Origin of the sequence: Variovorax paradoxus (genome assembly GCF_022009635.1) — a bacterium.
Taxonomy (GTDB): domain Bacteria; phylum Pseudomonadota; class Gammaproteobacteria; order Burkholderiales; family Burkholderiaceae_C; genus Variovorax.
Genome location: NZ_CP091716.1, coordinates 1,277,673 through 1,296,742 on the forward strand (window position 1 = coordinate 1,277,673; position 19,070 = coordinate 1,296,742).

General features: G+C 70.0%; 16 protein-coding genes. 4 read left to right on the forward strand and 12 right to left on the reverse strand.

The features are described from left to right. Positions 1-2: 2 nt before the first annotated feature. Together L3V85_RS06015 and L3V85_RS06020 are read left to right on the forward strand one after the other, a co-directional pair. Entirely contained in the window at positions 3-1,241 is a 1,239-nt protein-coding gene (locus L3V85_RS06015; protein ID WP_237678481.1) for an HlyD family type I secretion periplasmic adaptor subunit, read from the forward strand. Between the two features lie 7 nt (positions 1,242-1,248). Beyond that, the gene (locus tag L3V85_RS06020) at positions 1,249-2,517 is read left to right on the forward strand and encodes a tetratricopeptide repeat protein (protein WP_237678482.1); all 1,269 of its coding nucleotides are present in this window, start codon (positions 1,249-1,251) and stop codon (positions 2,515-2,517) included. A 21-nt stretch (positions 2,518-2,538) separates the two neighbouring features. Here L3V85_RS06020 and L3V85_RS06025 read toward each other — a convergent pair whose 3' ends face one another. The 9 genes from L3V85_RS06025 to L3V85_RS06065 all read right to left on the reverse strand — a co-directional run bounded on the left by L3V85_RS06025 (position 2,539) and on the right by L3V85_RS06065 (position 13,506). Then, positions 2,539-3,927, reverse strand: coding sequence for a coniferyl aldehyde dehydrogenase (locus L3V85_RS06025; protein WP_414080188.1), 1,389 nt, complete (start codon positions 3,925-3,927; stop codon positions 2,539-2,541). A 159-nt stretch (positions 3,928-4,086) separates the two neighbouring features. Continuing rightward, positions 4,087-4,767: a DUF2894 domain-containing protein gene (locus L3V85_RS06030; protein ID WP_237678483.1), complete on the reverse strand. Its 681-nt coding sequence runs from the start codon at positions 4,765-4,767 to the stop codon at positions 4,087-4,089. Continuing rightward, positions 4,760-5,419 (reverse strand): OmpA family protein, encoded by a 660-nt coding sequence (locus tag L3V85_RS06035; RefSeq protein WP_237678484.1) that lies wholly within the window; start codon positions 5,417-5,419, stop codon positions 4,760-4,762. Before L3V85_RS06035 ends, L3V85_RS06030 begins: the two co-directional genes overlap by 8 nt. Beyond that, positions 5,419-8,073, reverse strand: a complete 2,655-nt coding sequence (locus L3V85_RS06040) for a DUF802 domain-containing protein (protein ID WP_237678485.1) — start codon at positions 8,071-8,073, stop codon at positions 5,419-5,421. Before L3V85_RS06040 ends, L3V85_RS06035 begins: the two co-directional genes overlap by 1 nt. Position 8,074: 1 nt before the next feature. Continuing rightward, on the reverse strand, positions 8,075-8,794 hold the full coding sequence (locus tag L3V85_RS06045) for a DUF3348 domain-containing protein (protein WP_237678486.1): 720 nt from the start codon (positions 8,792-8,794) through the stop codon (positions 8,075-8,077). 87 nt (positions 8,795-8,881) lie between these two features. Beyond that, positions 8,882-9,739, reverse strand: coding sequence for an ammonia-dependent NAD(+) synthetase (gene nadE, locus L3V85_RS06050; protein WP_237678487.1), 858 nt, complete (start codon positions 9,737-9,739; stop codon positions 8,882-8,884). A gap of 25 nt (positions 9,740-9,764) precedes the next feature. After that, a complete protein-coding gene (locus L3V85_RS06055; protein ID WP_237678488.1) occupies positions 9,765-10,931 on the reverse strand; it encodes a phospholipase A in 1,167 nt (388 codons plus the stop codon). Next, positions 10,928-11,407, reverse strand: a complete 480-nt coding sequence (locus L3V85_RS06060; RefSeq protein ID WP_237678489.1) for a hypothetical protein — start codon at positions 11,405-11,407, stop codon at positions 10,928-10,930. Before L3V85_RS06060 ends, L3V85_RS06055 begins: the two co-directional genes overlap by 4 nt. After that, entirely contained in the window at positions 11,404-13,506 is a 2,103-nt protein-coding gene (locus L3V85_RS06065) for an ATP-dependent helicase (protein ID WP_237678490.1), read from the reverse strand. Before L3V85_RS06065 ends, L3V85_RS06060 begins: the two co-directional genes overlap by 4 nt. A gap of 145 nt (positions 13,507-13,651) precedes the next feature. Here L3V85_RS06065 and L3V85_RS06070 point away from each other — a divergent pair, with 145 nt between their 5' ends. Next, positions 13,652-14,677, forward strand: a complete 1,026-nt coding sequence (locus L3V85_RS06070) for an AEC family transporter (protein WP_237678491.1) — start codon at positions 13,652-13,654, stop codon at positions 14,675-14,677. A gap of 14 nt (positions 14,678-14,691) precedes the next feature. Here the strand turns inward: L3V85_RS06070 and L3V85_RS06075 are convergent, their stop codons facing one another. Beyond that, a complete protein-coding gene (locus L3V85_RS06075) occupies positions 14,692-15,381 on the reverse strand; it encodes a hypothetical protein (RefSeq protein WP_237678492.1) in 690 nt (229 codons plus the stop codon). A 269-nt stretch (positions 15,382-15,650) separates the two neighbouring features. On the opposite strand from L3V85_RS06075, the gene L3V85_RS06080 reads away from it, so the two are divergent. Beyond that, positions 15,651-15,860: a hypothetical protein gene (locus L3V85_RS06080; protein ID WP_081268301.1), complete on the forward strand. Its 210-nt coding sequence runs from the start codon at positions 15,651-15,653 to the stop codon at positions 15,858-15,860. Positions 15,861-15,877: 17 nt separating this feature from the next. On the opposite strand, the gene L3V85_RS06085 is transcribed toward L3V85_RS06080, so the two are convergent. Then, complete coding sequence (locus L3V85_RS06085; RefSeq protein ID WP_237678493.1) at positions 15,878-16,789, reverse strand: hypothetical protein; 912 nt, start codon at positions 16,787-16,789, stop codon at positions 15,878-15,880. A gap of 49 nt (positions 16,790-16,838) precedes the next feature. Further along, on the reverse strand, positions 16,839-18,914 hold the full coding sequence (priA, locus tag L3V85_RS06090) for a replication restart helicase PriA (protein ID WP_237680502.1): 2,076 nt from the start codon (positions 18,912-18,914) through the stop codon (positions 16,839-16,841). Between the last annotated feature and the right edge of the window lie 156 nt (positions 18,915-19,070).

Below are 19,070 nucleotides of genomic sequence, written 5' to 3' on the forward strand. Positions count from 1 at the left end.
CCATGCCCGACATCCCCCTCGGGCCGCCGCCCGCAACCCGGCAGGAGGGGGAGAAGAAGTCGAAGGAAGCCAAGGCCGCGCAGGGCCGCTACGCGCCCGTGGAGCCGCCGCTGCCGGGTGCCTCGCTGGTGGTGTGGATCGTGGCCGCGATGCTGGCGGCGCTGCTCGCGTGGGCGTGGTTCTTCAAGCTCGACGAGGTGTCCACCGGCACCGGCAAGGTGGTGCCGTCGTCGCGCGAGCAGATGATTCAGTCGCTCGAAGGCGGCATCCTGGTCGACCTGAAGGTGCGCGAGGGCGACATCGTGAGCGCGGGCCAGGTGCTTGCGCAGCTGGACCGCACCAAGACCGAATCGACCGTGCAGGAAAGCGCCTCGCGCGTGCGCGCCGCGCTGGCCATGTCGGCGCGCCTGACGGCCGAGGTCAACGGTACGCCGCTGGTGTTTCCGGACGAGGTGCGCGGCGAGCCCGGCCTGGTGCGCACCGAGACCGCGCTCTACCAGTCGCGCCGCGAGCAGCTCGCCAGCAGCCTGGCCGGCGTGAATCAGGCGCTGGTGCTGATGCGGCGCGAACTCGCGCTCACGGAGCCGCTGGTGTCGCGCGGCGCCGCGAGCGACGTGGAGGTGCTGCGCCTGAAGCGCCAGATCAACGAGGCCGAGACCAAGGCCGCCGACCTCAGGAGCCAGTACTACGTGAAGGCGCGCGAAGACCTCGCCAAGGCCAACGCCGAGATAGAGGCGCAGCGCTCGGTGACGCGCGGGCGTTCCGATTCGCTCACGCGGCTGACCTTCGCGTCGCCCGTGCGCGGCATCGTGAAAGACATCGTCGTGACCACCGTGGGCGGCGTGCTGCCGCCGGGCGGCAAGCTCATGGAGATCGTGCCGCTGGACGAGAAGCTGCTGGTGGAGGCACGCATCTCGCCGCGCGACGTGGCCTTCATCCACCCGGGGCAGGACGCGACGGTGAAGGTCACGGCCTACGACTACGCCATCTACGGCGGCCTGCCCGGCAAGGTGACGACCATCTCCCCCGACACCATCCAGGACGACGTGAAGCGCGACGTGTACTACTACCGCGTGTACATCCGCACCGACGCCGACCACCTGAAGAACAGGAGCGGGCGCAGCTTCCCCATCGTGCCCGGCATGATCGCCACGGTGGACATCCACACCGGCAGCAAGACCGTGCTGGACTACCTCATCAAGCCGCTGAACAAGGCGAGCGAGGCGCTGCGCGAGAGGTGAGCGTGCTATGAACCGCAGACCGCCCATCCCCAACCGCGGCCCGGCGCCGTCGCGGCAATTGCTCACCGCGCTGGGCGACCGCTTCCGCGCGGCCTTCGCGCAGGGAGACTTCGCGCAGGCACTCGGGTTCGCGACGCAGGCCTGGCACGCCACGCGCAGCCCGCAGCCGCTGGCCGACATGGCGCTGTGCCAGCTGCGGCTCGATCGGCCGCAGCAGGCCTACGACACCTACCGCCGCGCCGTGGAGCAGCTGAAGACGGCCAACACCTTCGACGGCCTGACGGAGGCGGCGGGGCAGCTGGGCAAGCGCGACGAGGTTCGCGAGTACGGCACGGTGTCGCTGCGGCTCAAGATGCAGGAAGCCGCACGGGAAAGGCCGGCCGCCGTGTCGGCCGCGGCCACGTCGGTGCCGCCGCCGCCCTTCGACCCCGGAAGGCCCGAGCGCAACGTCATCGCCTTCAGCCTGTTCGGCGCCGATCCGCGCTATTGCGAGATGGCGGTGCTCAACGTGCGCGCCGCGCGGGAGCTGTTTCCCGCATGGGCCTGCCGCTTCTACCTCGACGGCTCGGTGCCCGCGGCGGTGCGGCACCGGCTGGGACTGGAGGGCGCGGGCATCATCGACGTGCAGGCGCTCGGCGGCCACGACCTGCCGGGCACCATGTGGCGCTTCCTGGCACTCGACGACGGGGAGATCGACCGCGTGCAGTTCCGCGACGCCGACTCGCTGCTGTCCACGCGCGACCGCGCGGCGGTGCAGGCGTGGTGCGACTCGGGCCGCTGGTTCCATGTCATGCGCGACTACCACACGCACAGCGAGCTGATGCTCGCCGGCATGTGGGGCGCCTGCCGCGGCGTGTTCACGGACGTGGCGACCGACATGCGCGCCTACCTGCGCAGCCGGCCCTTCTCGTCGCGCTACGCCGACCAGCATTTCCTGCGGCATCGTGTCTGGCAGGTCGCGCAGGGCAGCCTGTGCATGCACGACGAATGGTTCGGCCTGCCCGGCAGCCAGCCGTTTCCGCCGCATCCGCCGATGGCGGTGGACGCGCGCTACGCCCACGTGGGCGCCAACATCGGCGCGCCGTCGATGCATGTGGCGCATGCCGCGCCAGACGGCACGCCGGTGCACTGGACGCTGTACGACGATGCCGGGCAGCCGGTGTGCGGCTACGACGCCATGGTGCGCGACGGCGGCTTCCACGTCGGCATTCCCGCGCCCTATGCGGCGCAGATCGGGGCCGGGCGCTGGAAGGTCGTCACGCGGCCGGCCGGTTGACGGCGGCCGGCCGGCCCTGGCTCAGCGCACCAGCAGCTTCATCATCCGCGCGAAGGTCTTGCCGTAGGGCGGCCTGAACAGGCCCGCGCCGTTGAACGCCGACTGCCGGAAGATCGGCTTCAGCTTGGAGAAAGTCTCGAAGCCGTATTCCCCGTGGTACGCGCCCATGCCGCTCGCGCCGACGCCGCCGAAGGGCAGGTCGTCCTGCGCGATGTGCAGCAGCGTGTCGTTGATCGACACGCCGCCCGACACCGTCTGGCTCATCACGCGGTCGATGGTCGCGCCGTTCTTCTCGAACAGGTAGAGCGCGAGCGGGCGCGGATGCGCGTTGACGTAGGCGATGGCTTCGTCGATGCCGCCATAGGGCAGCACCGGCAGCAGCGGGCCGAAGATTTCCTCGCGCATCACGCGCATGCCGTCGTTCACGCCGGTCAGCAGCACCGGCGGAAAGCGGCGCGTGGCGGCGTCGGGCGCGGTGTCCGACAGCGGCACCGCCGAGGCGCCTTCCTGCTGCGCGGCGGCCGCCAGCTCCTGCAGCCGCGCGAAGTGGCGCGGGCTCACGATGCTGGTGTAGTCGGTGTTGCCGCTGCCCAGGTCGGGGTACATCGACGCGAACACGCGCCGCGCGCTCTCGGCGAAGCGCTGCTGCTGGCCCTCGGGCACCAGCACGTAGTCGGGCGCGATGCAGGTCTGGCCCGCGTTCAGCGTCTTGCCCACGAGGATGCGTTCCACCGCCTTATCGAAGTTGGCATCGGGCCCGATGATCGCGGGCGACTTGCCGCCCAGCTCCAGCGTCACCGGCGTGAGGTTGTCGCTCGCCGCGCGCATCACGTGGTGGCCCACGGCCGTGGAGCCGGTGAAGAGCAGGTGGTCGAAGGGCAGGGCGGAGAACTCGCGCGCGGCCTCGGCGTCGCCGTTGACCACGGCGATCTCGTCGGGCGCGAAGGCCTTGCTCACCAGCGCCGCGAACAGCTCGGCGAAGCGCGGCGTGTATTCCGACTGCTTCACCATCACGCGGTTGCCCGCCGCCAGCGCGGCGGTCATCGGCCCCACGGCCAGGTACAGCGGGTAGTTCCACGGCACCACGATGCCGACCACGCCCAGCGGCTGCGGCATGATCTTCGACGACGCGGGCTTGAACCACAGGCCGGTCGAGCGGCGGCGCACCCGCATCCAGTGCCTGCCGTGGCGCAGCGCGTGCGCGATGCCCTCGAGCGCGGGGAACACCTCGGCCAGTTCGGTTTCCTGGAACGCGCGGTTGTGGAAATCGGCGCTGATGGCGGCGGCGATCTGTTCGCGGTTGTCCTTCACCAGCGCGCGCAGCCGCCGCAGGCGGTCGGCGCGTTCGGGCCACGGCTGTGTCTGGCCGCGCAGGCTGGCGGCGCGCATGGCGTCGAAGGTCTGTCGCATGTCTTGTGTCATGGGTCCTCGCGAGGGTTCTGCCCGGGGTGAATGCACCGGCCCGCGATCTTGCACCTTGGCGCCGCGTCGGTCACGTCTTTCCGCCCGGCACTGTGCCCGAGACTGCCGCCGGATCGCAGCCCCCTGCGCGACTCGCCCGCGCCGGCTTCAGCCGGCCTTGCCGGCGCGCGTCGTCTTCCGGGCGGCGCCTTCGCCGCGCGCGGTGCCGGTGGCGGCCGGCGCGCTGGCGTTGTGCTTCGCCTGCTCGACCCACGACAGCGTGTCGACGTAAGACATGAAGTGGTTCAGGTACTCCGGCGACAGGTCGCGCATCAGCGTGAGCGCGCGGTGAACCAGGTGATGCGAGTTGAGCGGCCCCGCGTTCTCCGGCACCTTGGCCAGCGACTGCGTGAGCCGCAGGTCGGCGCTGAGCTTCGACCAGGTGCTGCGGAAATAGCGCAGCGTCTTCAGTTCGGGGGCGTGCGACTGGCCGGGCGTGGCGTCCGCGGGCACCGCGGGCATGCCGGCGGGAAGGGGCGAGTTGTGAGCGGCGTGATCCACCAGCTCCGCGAGCGCGCTGCGTTCGCATGGCTGCTGCTGTTGTGCTTCCTGCGGCTCGTCTGCCGCCGCGGCTGCATGGGCGGCTTCCATGTCCTTGCCGTACGCGGCAAGCAGCGTGGCCACCCTGTCGTCGAGCAGGCGCCGGGCTTCGCCTTCGTGCGTGTCCGCGCGCCGGGCCAGTGCCTCGATGAAGCGGAAGCGCACCGGGTCGAAGCGGTGGTCGCCGCGCGCGATCCACGCCTCGACCATCGCCACGTTGCCGGCCACGACTTCCTCCTGGCTACTCACGGCGCTTCGCGTTGGCGGTGCCGGTGGAAGAGGGGCGCGGCGTCGGCGCCATTTCCACGCGCCGGTTCTTCGAGCGCCCCTCGGCGTCGGCGTTCGACGCCACCGCCTGCTCGGAGCCGAAGGCCGCGGCGAACACCGAGGAGGAGGGCATGCCTTCCTCGATCAGCGCGCGCGTCACCGTGAGCGCGCGCTGGGCCGACAGCTCCCAGTTGTCGGCGAAGCGGCGCGCGTCGCCGCGCATCTGCCGGTCGTCGGTGAAGCCGCTGACCATCAGGATCTCGTCGCGGCTGCCCAAGTAGGCAGCCAATGGCGCCGAGAGGCTCTTGAGCAGTTGCCGCCCCTCGGGCTGCAGGTCGGCGGAATTGAAGGCGAACAGCACATTGCCGCTGATGCCGATGCGGCCGTTGTTCAGTGTCACGCGGCCGGCCGCGAGCGGGCCCGCGAGCGCCTGCTCGAGCGCCTCGCGGCGCTGGGCTTCCGCGCGCCGCTGCTGCACCTCAGTCTCCAGTTTGGACGCAAGCTCCATCTGCATGCCCAGCGCGCACACCAGGATCAGCACGAACGCGCCAAGCAGCCCCGACATCAGGTCGCCGAAGACGGCCCACACCGGCACGCCCGGCTCCAGGCCGCTTTCGTCGATGTCCTCGCGCATCACGCCTCGCTGCCCACCGCGGCCTGGCGGCTCGCAAGCTGCTGCAGGTCTTCGACGATCTGCTTCTGCGACATGATGCTCAGGTCGATGACCTCGCGCGCCTGCGCCACGTAGTAGGCCAATTGCTCGTCGCTGCGCGCGATCGACTTGCCCAGCGCGGCCTCGATGCGCTGCAACTGCGCGCCCATCTTGTCGTTCGACTGGCTGAACATCTGCACCGCCAGGCCGAAGGCTTCGCCCATGCTCGCCACCTCGGCGGCGCCGCCGGTGATCTGCGCGGCAATGCCGGTCATCTTGCCGGTCTCGGCCTCGACCTGTTCGGTGAAGCGGCCGCCCACGCGCTCGAGCACCTCGGCAGAAGCAGCCACCAGCGAATCGACCGCCGCGCGCTGCTCGATGGAGGCATGGTTCACCGCGTCGAGCAGCGTGGAAAGCGTCTCGAGGATGCGGCTGCGTTCTTCCAGCATCGCGTTGTCGCGCGCCATGCTGTCGGACAGCTTCTGGCGCAGCTCCGCGACCACTTCGGCCGCCGCGCGCGGCGCCTCGGAGGCGGCCTGCAGCAGCTGGGCGATTTCGGCGACGGTGGCCTTGGCATGCGCGTCGGCTTGCGACGACATCTCGCGCGCGGTCTGCGCCACCTGCTCGAGCAACTGGTGCTGCTGGCTTGCTGATTGAGCGCCGGCCTGTTGCCATTCGTCCTTCAGCGTGTCGGCCATCGTCGCGAGCGATCCGGTCCAGGCGGAAAGGCGCTGCTCGTCGCGTGACGAAATCTGCGAGATGGCATCGAGCAGCTGTTGTTGCTGGCCGGTGGTGTGCGCGCCGGCTTGCTGCCACTCTTCCTTGAGCGCCGCCGCCATCGATGCGAGCGATCCGGTCCATGCGGAGAGGCGCTGTTCGTCGCGCGACGAAATCTGCGAGATGGCATCGAGCAGCAGCTGCTGCTGGCCCGTCGCATGCACGCCGGCCTGTTGCCACTCTTCCCTGAGCGCCGCAGCCATGTCCGCGAGCGATTGGGTCCACGCGGCGAGCTTCTGCTCGTCGCGCGACGACACCTGCGAGATCGTGTCGAGCAGGTGCTGCTGCTGGCCTGCCGCGTAAGTGCCGGCCTGCTTCCATTCTTCCCTGAGCGCGGCCGCCATCGCCGCGAGCGATTGGGTCCATGCGGCGAGCTTCTGTTCGTCGCGCGTCGACACCTGCGAGATCGTGTCGAGCAGGTGCTGCTGCTGGCCCGCCGCGTACGCGCCGGCCTGCTGCCATTCGTCTTTCAGCCCAGCGGCCATGGCTGCCAGCGATTGCGTCCACACGGCCAGCCGCTGTTCGTCGCGCGATGCGATGTCGGTCTGCAGCTCGGCATGGGCCTCGCCCACGGTGCGCAGCAGCGAGGCCGAATGCTGTTCGAAAGTGGCGGCGGCGGCGGTCAGCGCCTGTTGCGAATCGGCCGAGAGCTTCTCGCTCACGCGCTGGTGTTCGGCGAGCGCGCCGTTCCAGGTGTTCGACACGCTGCCCACGGTGCGCTCGAGCTGCGCGGCAACGTTGTCGACCAGTGCGGCCGAGCGCTGCGCGAAGGTCTCGGCGAAGCGGTCGTGCGAGCCGCGTACTTCGCCGGAGAGGGCTTCGCTGGTCTGCCGGTGCTCGGCCAGCGCGGTCTGCCAGGTGTCGGCGACGCCGGCCGTGGTGGCCGCGAACCGGCTCGACAGGCCTTCGAGCTGCTGCTGCACGGTCTGCGAGAGCGTGCCGTGCAGCGCGGCGGTCTCGCGCGCGATGGCGGCCATGGTGGCCTCGACCACCGGCTGGATCGCCGCGCCGGCGATGCGCGCGCTCTCGGTCAGGCTCTGGCGCAGCGACTGGTCGACCGACGTGGCAAGGCCCGCGTACACCGCCTCGGCCTTGCCGTGGAAGCTGTCCTGGCTGCTGATGAGGCGATCGTTCTGCGCCTGGCTCTGCTGCGCCAGCGCGGCCATCATGGCCTGCAGCTGGCCGACCAGCTCGGGCATGGCCAGCGCCTGCTGCTGCAGCAGCTTGAACGATTCTTCGCGCTGGTGGACCTGCGAGAACACGCGCAGCGTGGTCGCGATCCTGCTGTCGAGCAGTTGGCCGGCCTGCAGCCGCTCGCGCCGGCACAGCGCCGACATGAGGCCCAGCATGGCCGATGCGGCCACGCCGGCCACCGAGGTGCCGAAGGCCAGCCCCAGGCCCTTCACCGGCGCCGAGAGCGAGGAGCGCACGGCCTGCAGGTCGGTCGCGCTGTCGAGCGCAAGGCCGGTGCCGTTGAGCGTGACCACCATGCCCAGGAAGGTGCCGAGCATGCCCAGCAGCACGAGAAAGCCGGCCAGGTACGGTGTGAGGGCGGGGCCGGGCAGGCCGACGCGCTCGCCCTCGATGCGCAGGCGCACCGCGTTCTGCAGCGAGGCGGGCAGGCTTGCGAGCCAGGCGCCGAGGCTGGGGGGCGCTTCGGAGAGTTCGGCCACGGCGCGCGACAGGGTGTCGGTGGCCTGCTGGAAACGGCGCAGCTCCAGCGCGCCCATCAGGTAGAAGGCGGCGACGAGCGCGGTGACGGCCAGCGCCAGCGGGTTCGCGCCGACGTAGCCGACGGCGACCCAGCCCACGACGGCCAAGCCCGCTGCGAACACAGCGTGAGGAAGAAATCTGGTCATGTCAGCCTGGTTGCTTCATGCGAAGGGCCTCGAGCAGCCCTTCGACCGGTTGAAATCGAAAGTCCAGTTCGGCGAGCAGCACGTCCTGGAGGTCTTTGTGGAACACGTCCTGCCATGCGGGCGCGGGGCGGGGGGCGCTGCCGGGGTGCTCCGTCTGATCGGTTTGTTCGCTCTGTTCGGCCTGGGCTTCCAGCGCAGCCTGCCGCAGGCGCTTGAAGCGCTTTTCGAGCAGCGAGGGCACGCTCGACATCAGGCTGCGCTCCTGCGCGGCCAGCACCTGCTCCATCACCACGTCCACCGCCGCCAGTTTGGCCATGGCCTGCGAGCGGCCTGCCAGCGTGGTCCGCAGGCGGCTGCGCAGCGGGCCGATGGCGACTTCCATCGCCTGTTGCCGGGCGAGGTAGCGCTGGCGCAGCGGGGCGAAGTCGGTGGCGTCCGCGGGGGCGGCGCTGTCCGACGCGATGGCCTTGGTCAGCGCGGCGCGCACGCGGGCGCACTCGGCTTCCTCGGCGCTCGCGGAGGCTTTTGCACTGGAAAGAGAGCTCGCCGGGCCGGCGTTCAACGCCGCGGACAGCGAGATGTCGTCGGTCCAGCCGAACCACTGGCTCAGCCGCTCGGCGGTGGTCTGCCGGGGTTGCCCGACGTCGCTGTCGGTCAGCCTGGAAAGCAAGCGCACGAGCGGCGAACCGGTGAAACCTGTGCGCCGTGACGCTTGCACCATTACCGTCAAATCGAAAAACCTAGCAGTCTACACCGGGCCCCTCCGGGCCCCTGCACGCGCGGCCCGGCCACAGAGTGGTCGCCAGCTTCAGCCGAGCGCGGCGGGTGCCGGCGGCTCGACGGGCAGGGCGCGCTTGTGGGCGCTCTTGCGGTGGGTGGACAGGATGATCCGGCGTGCCTCGGCCGACACCGGCTTGCCTTCGAGGAAATCGTCGATCTGCTCGTAGGTCACGCCGAAGGCATCTTCGTCGGGCTTGCCCGGCACCAGCGACTCGAGGTCGGCGGTGGGCACCTTGTAGACCAGCGCGTCGGGTGCGCCCAGCAACTGCGCCACCGCGCGCACGCGGCGCTTGTTCAGGCCGGTGAGCGGCGTGATGTCGGCCGCGCCGTCGCCGAACTTGGTGAAGAAGCCCATCAGCGCCTCGGCCGCGTGGTCGGTGCCGATGACGATGCCGTCGTGCGCGCCGGCCACAGCGAACTGCGCCACCATGCGCTCGCGCGCCTTGATGTTGCCGAGCACGAAGTCTTCATGCGCCGCGTCGCGGAACTTCAGGTCGCCGGCCTTCAGCGCGGCGAGCATGCCGTCGGCCGCGGGGCGGATGTCGACGGTGATGGTGCGGTCGGGCCTGATGACGGCGAGCGAGGCCTGCGCCTCGGCTTCGTCCTTCTGGACGCCGTAGGGCAGGCGCATGGCGATGAAGCTGGCGTCGCGGCCTTCGGCGCGCAGCTTCTCGACGGCGCGCTGCGCCAGGCAGCCTGCGGTCAGCGAATCGACGCCGCCGCTGATGCCCAGCACCAGCGTCTTCAGGCCGGTCTGCTTCAGGTAGCTGGCGAGAAAGTCGACGCGGCGCTCCAGCTCGCTGGCGGCGTCGAAGACGGGCGCGACATGCAGCGCCGCGATGATCTCGCGCTGCGTGTCGTCGACGGGGGTGAGGTCTGCGCTCATTGGTTTTGTCTGCGTATGAAAGAGGTCAGAAGTCCACAAGACTGAGGCCGATGCTCAGCACCGTGCGCTTGCGGTTGTAGTCCACCAGCGTGTCGCCGTAGCCCGAGAACAGTTGCGTGTGGAAACGCAGGTTGCTCTTGGTCGGATCGCCGATGGCCTTGAGCCACTCGAGGCGGATCGAGCCGCGGCCGCTGTCGCGCAGGTTGTTGCGCACGGTCACGGCCAGCTGGTTGTCGCGGTTCAGGTTCCAGCGGCCTGTGACTTCGGCACGGCCGATGTAGTCGGCGATGTCGGGGTTGTCGTCGTTGGCGGCGCTCTCGGAGATGCGCTTCCAGATGCGGCCGGTGATGGTGAAGCGGTCGTCCAGCTCGGCGCCGCCCATCAGGTAGACGCGGTTCCAGCTGCGCGACAGCGGCAGGCTCTGGCCGTTCGACTGGTGCACGATGCCCAGGCCCGAATAGCGCCAGCGCCAGCCGCCGGGCAGCTGGAAGTCGGTCGGGTAGACATACATCAGCTCGGGTTCGTGGTCGGTGGTGCGGAACGGCCGCGAGATGGCGCCGTTGAACAGCTGCCAGGTCGACTGCTGCGTATAGGCGAACCACAGCGAGTCTTTCTTCACCGGGTCGCCCTGCGTGAGCAGGCCCTGCGCGAGCTTGGTGCGCACCGACAGGCCGATGCGCATCTCGTTGGCCTGGTAGGCGACGGGCTCGCCGGTGTGGTCGGGCGAAGGCGAGGTGGGCGTCTGCGGCTTCTTGGTGGCGGCCGAGATCGACACGTTGAGCGGCCGGTAGCCGCGAAAACCGAAGGTGCCGCAGTCGGTGGCGTTCTCCAGTTCCCAGAAGCGCGACAGCGCCGAATACTGGCGGTCGCGGCAGCCTTCGGTGGTGGCGACCGAGACCACGCGCGTGGCCGGGATCGTGCCGTCCACCGGCGGCTGCGTGCTCGCGAGCACCGGCGGCGCCACGGGCACCGACACCGGCGGCAGCGTCTGCTGCTGCGCCCAGCGGTCGAAGCAGGCCAGCCGCGCCTCGTTGTTGGCGCCCAGCGCGGCGCATTGCTGCCAGGTGAGCTGCGAATCGGCCAGCGGGCTCGCGGGCTTGTCGACGGCTTGCGCCTGCGCGCCGGCGGCGCCGCCCAGGCAGGCGGCCAGGGCCGCGAGCGTGCGCAGCCGGGTGTGTGGTCGTGTCGTCATTGCTTTCCTTCCTCCTTGGCGGCGGTCTTGGCGAGCACGAACGGGTGCGTGCTCTCGTCCGAGGCGTCGCGCCACGTTCCCCTGAATTCGCGGCCGCAGGAGCCCTTCTGCAGCTTGCCGGACCAGACGCCGCTGATGGCGCGCCCGTCCTGCGACTCGTCGATGGAGAGCGCGCCCTCGTCGTCCACGTCGCCGGCCAGTTGGGCGACGCGCGCCTTGTCCGGGCTGGCGCCGTTGCGCGTGATGGTGCCGCGCACGCCGTCGTAGTCGGGGTGCTTGCCCAGTTGCACCACGGCCACCGCGGGCAGGCCGTCGAAGCGTGCCTCCCAGCGGCCGTAGAGCGACTGCAGCGGCAGGTCGCGCGCGTCGGTGGGGCAGTCGGGGTTGCCGCGCCCGATGACGCAGCCCGACAGCGCGAGCACGGCGCCGGCCATCAGCACGGTGGGCAGCGCGGTCTTGAATTTCGTCGTCTTCATGATGATGAGGCCGCGGCCGCCTTGGCCGCGCTGTCCTGTGCCTTGCGCGCGAACTCGGCGCGCAGCGCCTTGAGCTTTTCGCGCGGGTCTTCCCGGGTGGTGGCCTTGTCCAGGCCCATCTCGGCGATGAAGCGGCTGGGCACGCAGGGCACCATCTCGCGGCCCTGCTTGCGCTTCTTGGTCCAGCTCACCGCCAGGCTGCGCTGCGCGCGCGTGATGCCCACGTACATGAGGCGGCGCTCTTCCTGCAGCCTTTGCAGCGTGTCTTCGCTGACCTTCTGCTGGCGGCCGTTGTCGTCGTCGAGCTTGAAGGGCAGGAGGCCCTCGCTCACGCCGATGAGCATGACGTGCGGCCATTCGAGGCCCTTGGAGGCATGCAGCGTCGAGAGCGTGACCACGTCCTGGTCCTGCTGGCGCTCGCTGATGGTGGAGAGCAGCGAGATGGTCTGCGCCACTTCGAGCAGGCTCTTGCGCTCGGTCTCGATGGGGTTGTCCGCGCCCGAGGTGTCGTCGATGGTGCCGCCGGCGCGCTGCGACATCCAGTCGACGAACTCCAGCACGTTGGTCCAGCGCGAGGCCGCGGCCGATTCGCTGTCCTCGCCGTCGTAGAGGTGCTTCTCGTAGTCGATTTCCTTGAGCCAGTCGAGCATGAAGGTGCGCGAGTCTTCCGCGCCCATGGTGCGGCGCGCGCGGTATTCCAGGTCGTTGATGTAGCGGCCGAATTCGTGGATGCCTTCCAGCGTGCGCTTGGGCATCACGCTGGGCAGCGACGGGCTGAATAGCGCCTCGAACAGGCTCAGCTTGTACTGGCTGGCAAAGCTGCCCAGGCTGGCCAGCGTGGTGTGGCCGATGCCGCGCTTGGGCGTGGTGATGGCGCGCAGGAACGCGGGGTCGTCGTCGTTGTTGACCCACAGGCGGAACCAGCCGCACAGGTCCTTGATCTCGGCGCGGTCGAAGAAGCTCTGGCCGCCCGACACCTTGTACGGAATCTGCGCCTTGCGCAGCGCCTGCTCGAACACGCGCGCCTGGTGGTTGGCGCGGTAAAGGATGGCGAAGTCGCGGAACTCCTTGTACTGCTTGCCCTGCGTGGTGGCGTCGCCCGCGCGCAGGCTGACGATGCGCGCCACGGCGCGCTCGGCCTCGTGCAGCTCGCTGTCGGCATCGACGATGCGCACCGGCTCGCCTTCGCCGAGTTCGGAGAACAGCGTCTTGGGAAACAGTTTGGGGTTGGGGCCGATCACGTTGTTGGCCGCGCGCAGGATGGCGCTGGTGGAGCGGTAGTTCTGCTCCAGCTTGATGACCTTGAGCGTCGGGAAGTCGACCGGCAGCTTGCGCAGGTTGTCCAGCGTGGCGCCGCGCCAGCCGTAGATAGACTGGTCGTCGTCGCCCACCGCGGTGAAGTGGCCGCGCTCGCCGGCCAGGGCCTTGAGCACTTCGTACTGGGTGGCGTTGGTGTCCTGGTATTCGTCCACCAGGATGTGGCCGAGCGCGGCCTGCCACTTGGCGCGCACCTCGGGGAATTCGTACAGCAGCTTCAGCGGCATGCCGATCAGGTCGTCGAAGTCGACGCTCTGGTAGGCCTGCAGCCGCTCTTCGTAGTGGGCCATGATGCGCGCGGTGATGCGCTCGTTGTCGTCCACCGCGGCCGCCTCCGCCTGCTTGGCGTTCAGGCCCATGTTCTTCCACTTGCTGATGGTCCACTGCCAGATGCGCGCGGTGGCGATGTCGGTGGTGCCGCCGGCGTCCTTCAGGATCTTGGTGACGTCGTCGGAGTCCAGGATGCTGAAGGCCTTCTTCAGGCCCAGCACCGCGCCGTCCTCGCGCATCATGCGCACGCCCAGCGCGTGGAAGGTGCAGACCACGACCTTGCGCGCGTCCTTGCCGATCAGGTCCTTGGCGCGCTCGCGCATTTCCGCGGCCGCCTTGTTGGTGAAGGTGATGGCCGCGATCCGCTGGGGTTCGAGCCCCGACTGGATCAGGCGCCCGATCTTGTGAGTGATCACCCGCGTCTTGCCCGAGCCTGCGCCGGCGAGCACCAGGCAGGGACCGTACATGTAGTTGACCGCTTCGAGTTGCGCGGGATTGAGACCGTGAGACATGGAGGAGAGAAGGAACCGGAAAACGCCCTGGGGAAGGGCGTGCGCAAAGCGGGCAATGATACGGGGACGGCCTTTCCCGCCGTTGTAGGCCGGCGCCCCCGGGAAGCCCCCTGCGGCTCCCGGGGCGGGCGACGACAATGGGCCGGTGCTGCCTGTATTTCTTGTTACTTTCCCTTTCTTCGCGTTAATCGCCGCCGGCTACGGCGCCGCCCGCGCCCGAATCCTGCCGCTGGACGCGATTCCCGGCCTCAACGCCTTCGTGCTGTATTTCGCGCTGCCCTGCATGCTGCTGCGCTTCGGCGCGGGCACGCCCATCGGGCAGTTGCTGGACGGCAGCGTGGCGCTGGTCTGGGGCCTGGGGGCGCTGGTCGTGGTGGCGGGGGTGGTGATGTTCACGCGCAACGCGCGCGTCGGCTGGAACGACGGCGCCTTCGGCGCGTTGGTGGCCGCATTCCCGAACACCGGCTTCATGGGCGTGCCGCTGCTGGTGGCGATCCTGGGGGCGCAGGCGGCCGGGCCGATGATCATCGCGATCGCGTTCGACATGGTCGTCACCTCGTCGCTGTGCATCGGGCTGTCGCGGCTCGACGGGGTGGGTGCGGGCGCCGCGGGCGGCGGCGCGGCGCAGGCGGCGCGCAAGGCGCTGCGCGGCATCCTGGTCAACCCGATGCCGTGGTCGATCCTGCTGGGCGTGCTGCTGTCGGCCGCGCGCTGGCAGCTGCCGGGGCCGCTGGAGCGCACCGTGGCGATGCTGGCCGACGCCGCGTCGCCGGTGGCGCTTTTCACCATCGGCGCGGTGCTGGCCCGCTCGGCCCTGCTGGCGCGCGAGCACGATGCCAGCGCGGCGGTGGCCGAGGCGCTCTTGGGCACCGGCGTGCAGCCCGCGCCCCGGGCGCCCTGGAGCGACGTGCTGCCGGTGGTGGCGGTGAAGCTGCTGGTGCACCCGCTGCTCATTTGGGGGCTGGGGCTGGGCGCCATCGCGCTGGGGCTGCCGCTGGCGCCCGCCGCGCTGGTGGTGATGGTGCTGGTGGCGGCGCTGCCCAGCGCCAGCAACGTGTCGATGCTGGCCGAGCGCTTCGGCGCAGACAACGGCCGCATCGCACGCATCATCCTGTGGACGACGGTGGTGGCGTTCTTCAGCTTTCCGCTGGCGGTGGGCCTGCTGCACTGAGCCGGCGGCACTGACTACGGCGTCAGCACGCCGAGCTTGTACGGGTCGGCGTCGGGCAGGCGCTCGCACTTGGAGAAATCGCGGCCCTGCGTGCCGTCGCAGTAATAGGTGTTGTAGATGCGCCCGAACAGCGACGGGCTGGCCGTGAAGAGCACGCCGTGCTCGGGCTGCCAGTTGTCCTTGGGCGGCGGGCCGCCGGCGTCCACCGGCGCGGCCGATGCCACGGTGGTGGCCGTGGCCGCCGTGGTTGCCACGGCAGGGGTCACGGGGGTGGGGGCGGGCGTGAAGTCGGCCAGGGTCTTGTGGGCTTCGTCGCCGCGCCAGCGCACCGCGAGTTCGGCCGCCGTGGGCCGCACCGCCACCGGCAGCATGATGCCGTTGACCTGCAGGCCGTAGCCGAAGCGGTGGGTCTTGCCCGCCAGGAAAGCGTAGGCGCAGGCGGCCATGCACTGGCCCCGCACCTCGGTCTGCACGCCGCTGCTGCGGATGGCGTCGGCAAAGGCGCCGGCTGCTTCGGCGGTGCCGCCGAAAGAATCTTCGAAGACCACGGTGTGGACCGCGCCGCCGCCCAGGTGCTCGGTGAATTCCTTGATCGCGCTGCCGTCGAGCGTGCCCGACACCACCAGCCGGTTGCCCTGCAGTTCCAGTTCGGCAGCGGATGCCGTGGATGCGCCGATGGCGCAGGCAAGGGATACCAAGGACAAAACCCAACCAGAGACAGATGGCGGTTTCACGGCGACCCCTTGCAGTGAGCGAGCTATTTTTGAACGCGGATCCCGCGCGGAGTTCGCGCGTTTACTCTGTAACAGCTTGAGCAGCGGCGAGGCTTTCCGTCAATCTTTTTTTCACAAATTTTCGGGTAAGCCAGGGGTGGCCGTAAGGCATAGCGGCGGCTACCGCTTCAGTTGAATGCTTGAGTTTGCAAAACCGCTGCTACAGTGGTCGCAAGTCAAAGATGTGAATGGGGCGCGCAATGGCAATACTGGTTCGCATCCTGTTGTGGTTTGTCTGGCTCGCCAGCGTCGGCTGGTTCTGGCATGCCGGCAAGTTCGGCACGGCCACCGCCATTGCGCTGGCCGCGCTGAGCCTGGTGGTGTTTGCCTGGCCCGTCAGCATCGCAAGGCGCCGGCATGACGAGCTGCGCTACGTCGACATGGGCAAGGAGCCCACGGGCTACCACTGAGAATCGCGGTTCTCGCTTCAGGACGCCGTGCCCAGGCGTTCGAACTCGTGGCGCTTCATGGCGAGATAGTCGCTTTTGTCCACCTCGTGCAGCTGCTGCGCGTATTGCTCGGTCGCGTCGAACCACGCGCCCAGGCGCTGGTCGAGCTGCGCGGGCGCCGGGGCGTCCAGGTAGCTGTCGATCGCCAGGTAGTAGCGCATGGTGTTGCGTTCCACCACGCCGCGCACGCCGCCGATGTAGCCGCCCCCCTGGCCCTGCTTCGTGAAGCCCACCTTGTCGCTGCCCAGCGTGGCCAGGTAGCTCTTCATCGCGAAGCGCGCGGCGGTGCCGTAGGCGTAGGCATAGCTCAGGTGGATGGCGGTCTTGCCGTTGTCGGCCGGCGCGGCCTCCAGCACGATGCTGTAGTCGTGCGTGGAAAGCGGGCCGTCGGCCGCGCTCAGGCGCACGTTCAGGTAGCCGGCGTCGGTCCTGGCGAGGCTGTAGTCGAAGTCGATCTTCTGCGTGTCCGACAGCGGCTGGTCGAATTTGCGGCCCACGGCCAGCTCGAGCGCGCCGCCGCCGTTCTTCACGGCGCAACTCTTGGTGTTCAGGTGCAGCATCAGCACCTGGCACCACGCGGCCGGCGTGCGCAGCGCGCCGCTCACCGTGTTGAAGGGGTGGTCGACCAGCGCGTAGACATCGCCGCTCAGCCGGTCGGAGGCCTCGTTCGATTCGATGGTCAGCGGCCGCTTGAAGGCGTTGCGCGCCAGCTGCGGCGCCAGCGCCTGAAGCTTGCCGCGCAGGGCGCTCGCGTCGCCGGCCGGCGCGGCCTGCTGCGCGGGTGCCACCACGGGCGCCAATGCCAGGGTTGCCGCCAGCAGCAGGGGCAACAGCGGCAGGCGGCGGGCCGTGGTCGTCATGTTCGTCGAGTGGGCGGAATGGGTGTTCATGCAAGGCACCTTGGCGGTGCGTGCCGGCCGGCCTTGCAGGACAAATCGCTCAGATGCTGTGCGGATCCACGTCGACCAGCCAGCGGATCACGCCTTTTCCCTCGGGCGTGCGGCGCAGTTCGTGCAGCAGCGGCTGCCAGCCCGCCAGGAGGCGCTGCAGCGCCGCGCGCGAGGGGCTCTCGATCAGCATCTGCGCACGCTCCACGTTGGCCACGCGCTGGATCGCCAGCGGCACCGCCGGATAGCGCGTGACCAGGTCGGCGCCCGGCAGCGCCTCGGCCTGGTCGGCGGCGATGTTCAGGAAAGCCTGCGCCACCGACTGCTCGCGCGCATCGGCCCGCAGCAGCGCCTGGAACGCGAACGGCGGCATGCCGGCGGCGCGGCGCTCGTCGAGCTGCTGCCTGGCGAACACCGCGTAGTCGTGCTGGCGCAGCGCCATGAACAGCGGGTGCTGCGCATGGTGCGTCTGGATCCACATCTCGGCCGTCGCGCCCTGCGAGGCCAGGTAGGCGGCGTCGCGGCCCGCGCGGCCGGCCGACTGCATCAGCAGGCTGAACAGCCGCTCCGGCGCGCGGAAGTCGCTGGAGAACAGTGCGCCGTCGGGGTTCACCGCGGCCACCAGCGTGATGCGGCGGAAATCGTGGCCCTTGGCGATCATCTGCGTGCCGACCAGCACGTCGACCTCGCCCGAGTGCACCGCCGCGAGCTGCGATTCGAGCGCCCCCTGCTTCCTGGTGCTGTCGGCGTCGATGCGCGCGATGCGCACCGCGCCGCCGTCGGGCCGCTTCACCGCGGCGAACAGCTCCGCCAGGTGCTCTTCGAGCCGCTCGGTGCCCCGGCCCACGGGCGCGATGTCGGGGTTGCCGCAGGCCGGGCAGGCGCGCGGCACGCGCTCCGTGAAGCCGCAGTGGTGGCAGCGCAGCGTGCGGTCGATCTTGTGGAACACCCGGTAGGCGCTGCAGTGCGGGCATTCGCTTTTCCAGCCGCAGTCGCCGCAGGCCAGCACCGGCGCATAGCCGCGCCGGTTCAGGAAAATCATGCTTTGCTCGCCGCGCGCGATGCGCTGGCCGATGGCGTCGAGCAGCGCGCCCGAAATCACCGTCTTCGGCGGCTGCAGGTTCATGTCGACCAGCCGCACGGCCGGCAGTTCGCCCGCGCCGATGCGCGAGGGCATGGCCAGCCGCACATAGCGCCCGCCCGGGTCGTCGCCCTCGGCGGGCCGGCTCTGGTGCCAGCTCTCGAACGAGGGCGTGGCCGAGCCGAGGATCACCTTGGCGCCTTCGCGCTGGCCGCGCCACACCGCGAGGTCGCGCGCCGAGTAGCGCGCGCCTTCCTGCTGCTTGTAGCTGGGGTCGTGCTCCTCGTCGACCACGATCAGCTTGAGCCCTGGAATCGACGCGAACACCGCCATGCGCGTGCCCAGCACGATGCGCGCCCCGCCGCTGTGCGCCGCCAGCCAGCTCGCCAGCCGCTGCGGGTTGGTCATGCCGCTGTGCAGCGACACCACCGCCTCTTCGCCGAAGCGGGCCTTGAAGCGGGCTTCGAGCTGCGGCGTGAGGTTGATCTCGGGCACCATCACCAGCGCCTGCGCTTCGGGCTCGCGCGCCAGCAGGTCGGCTACGCAGCGCAGGTAGACCTCGGTCTTGCCGCTGCCGGTGCTGCCGACCAGCAGGAAGGTGCCGCTCGCGGCCTCGATGCGCTCGAGCGCGGCGGTCTGCTCGGCGCTCAGCGCGATCAGGTTCGCCGACTCGGCCGTTTCCGCCACCGGCCCGGCCGTGGTCTTGCGCTTGAGCCGGCGCGCGAGCTGCGTGGTCGTCAGGTCGCGCAGCTGCGGCGGCAGCGCGGCCAACGCGATCTCGCCGATCGAGCGCTGGTAGTAGCGCCCGGCAAAAGCCACGAGGTCGCGCCAGGCCTCGCCCAGCGGCGCCAGCGCGTCGAGCGCGGCGCCCACGGGCTTGAGCGCCATGTCGGGCTCGGCGCCTTCCAGCGAAACCGGCTCGTTCCACACCACGCCCAGCACCTCGCGCTTGCCCAGCGGCACCCGCACCAGCGTGCCGGGCGGCAGCGGGCCGGCGCTGGCGTAGCTCAGCAGGTCGCCCAGCGCGGCATGCGCGGGCGTCTGCACCGCGATGTCGAGCCGCCAGGGCAGGGTCGGGGGGCTACCGTTCGTCGGTTGGCTGGTCCCGTCGAGGGAGTGGGCGGCGGTGGCGATGGAAGGCCTTCTTGGCACGGTTTGTTAATGCAGCTTTGAAAAAATCCGCTTAAGTCGTTGATTTTTCAG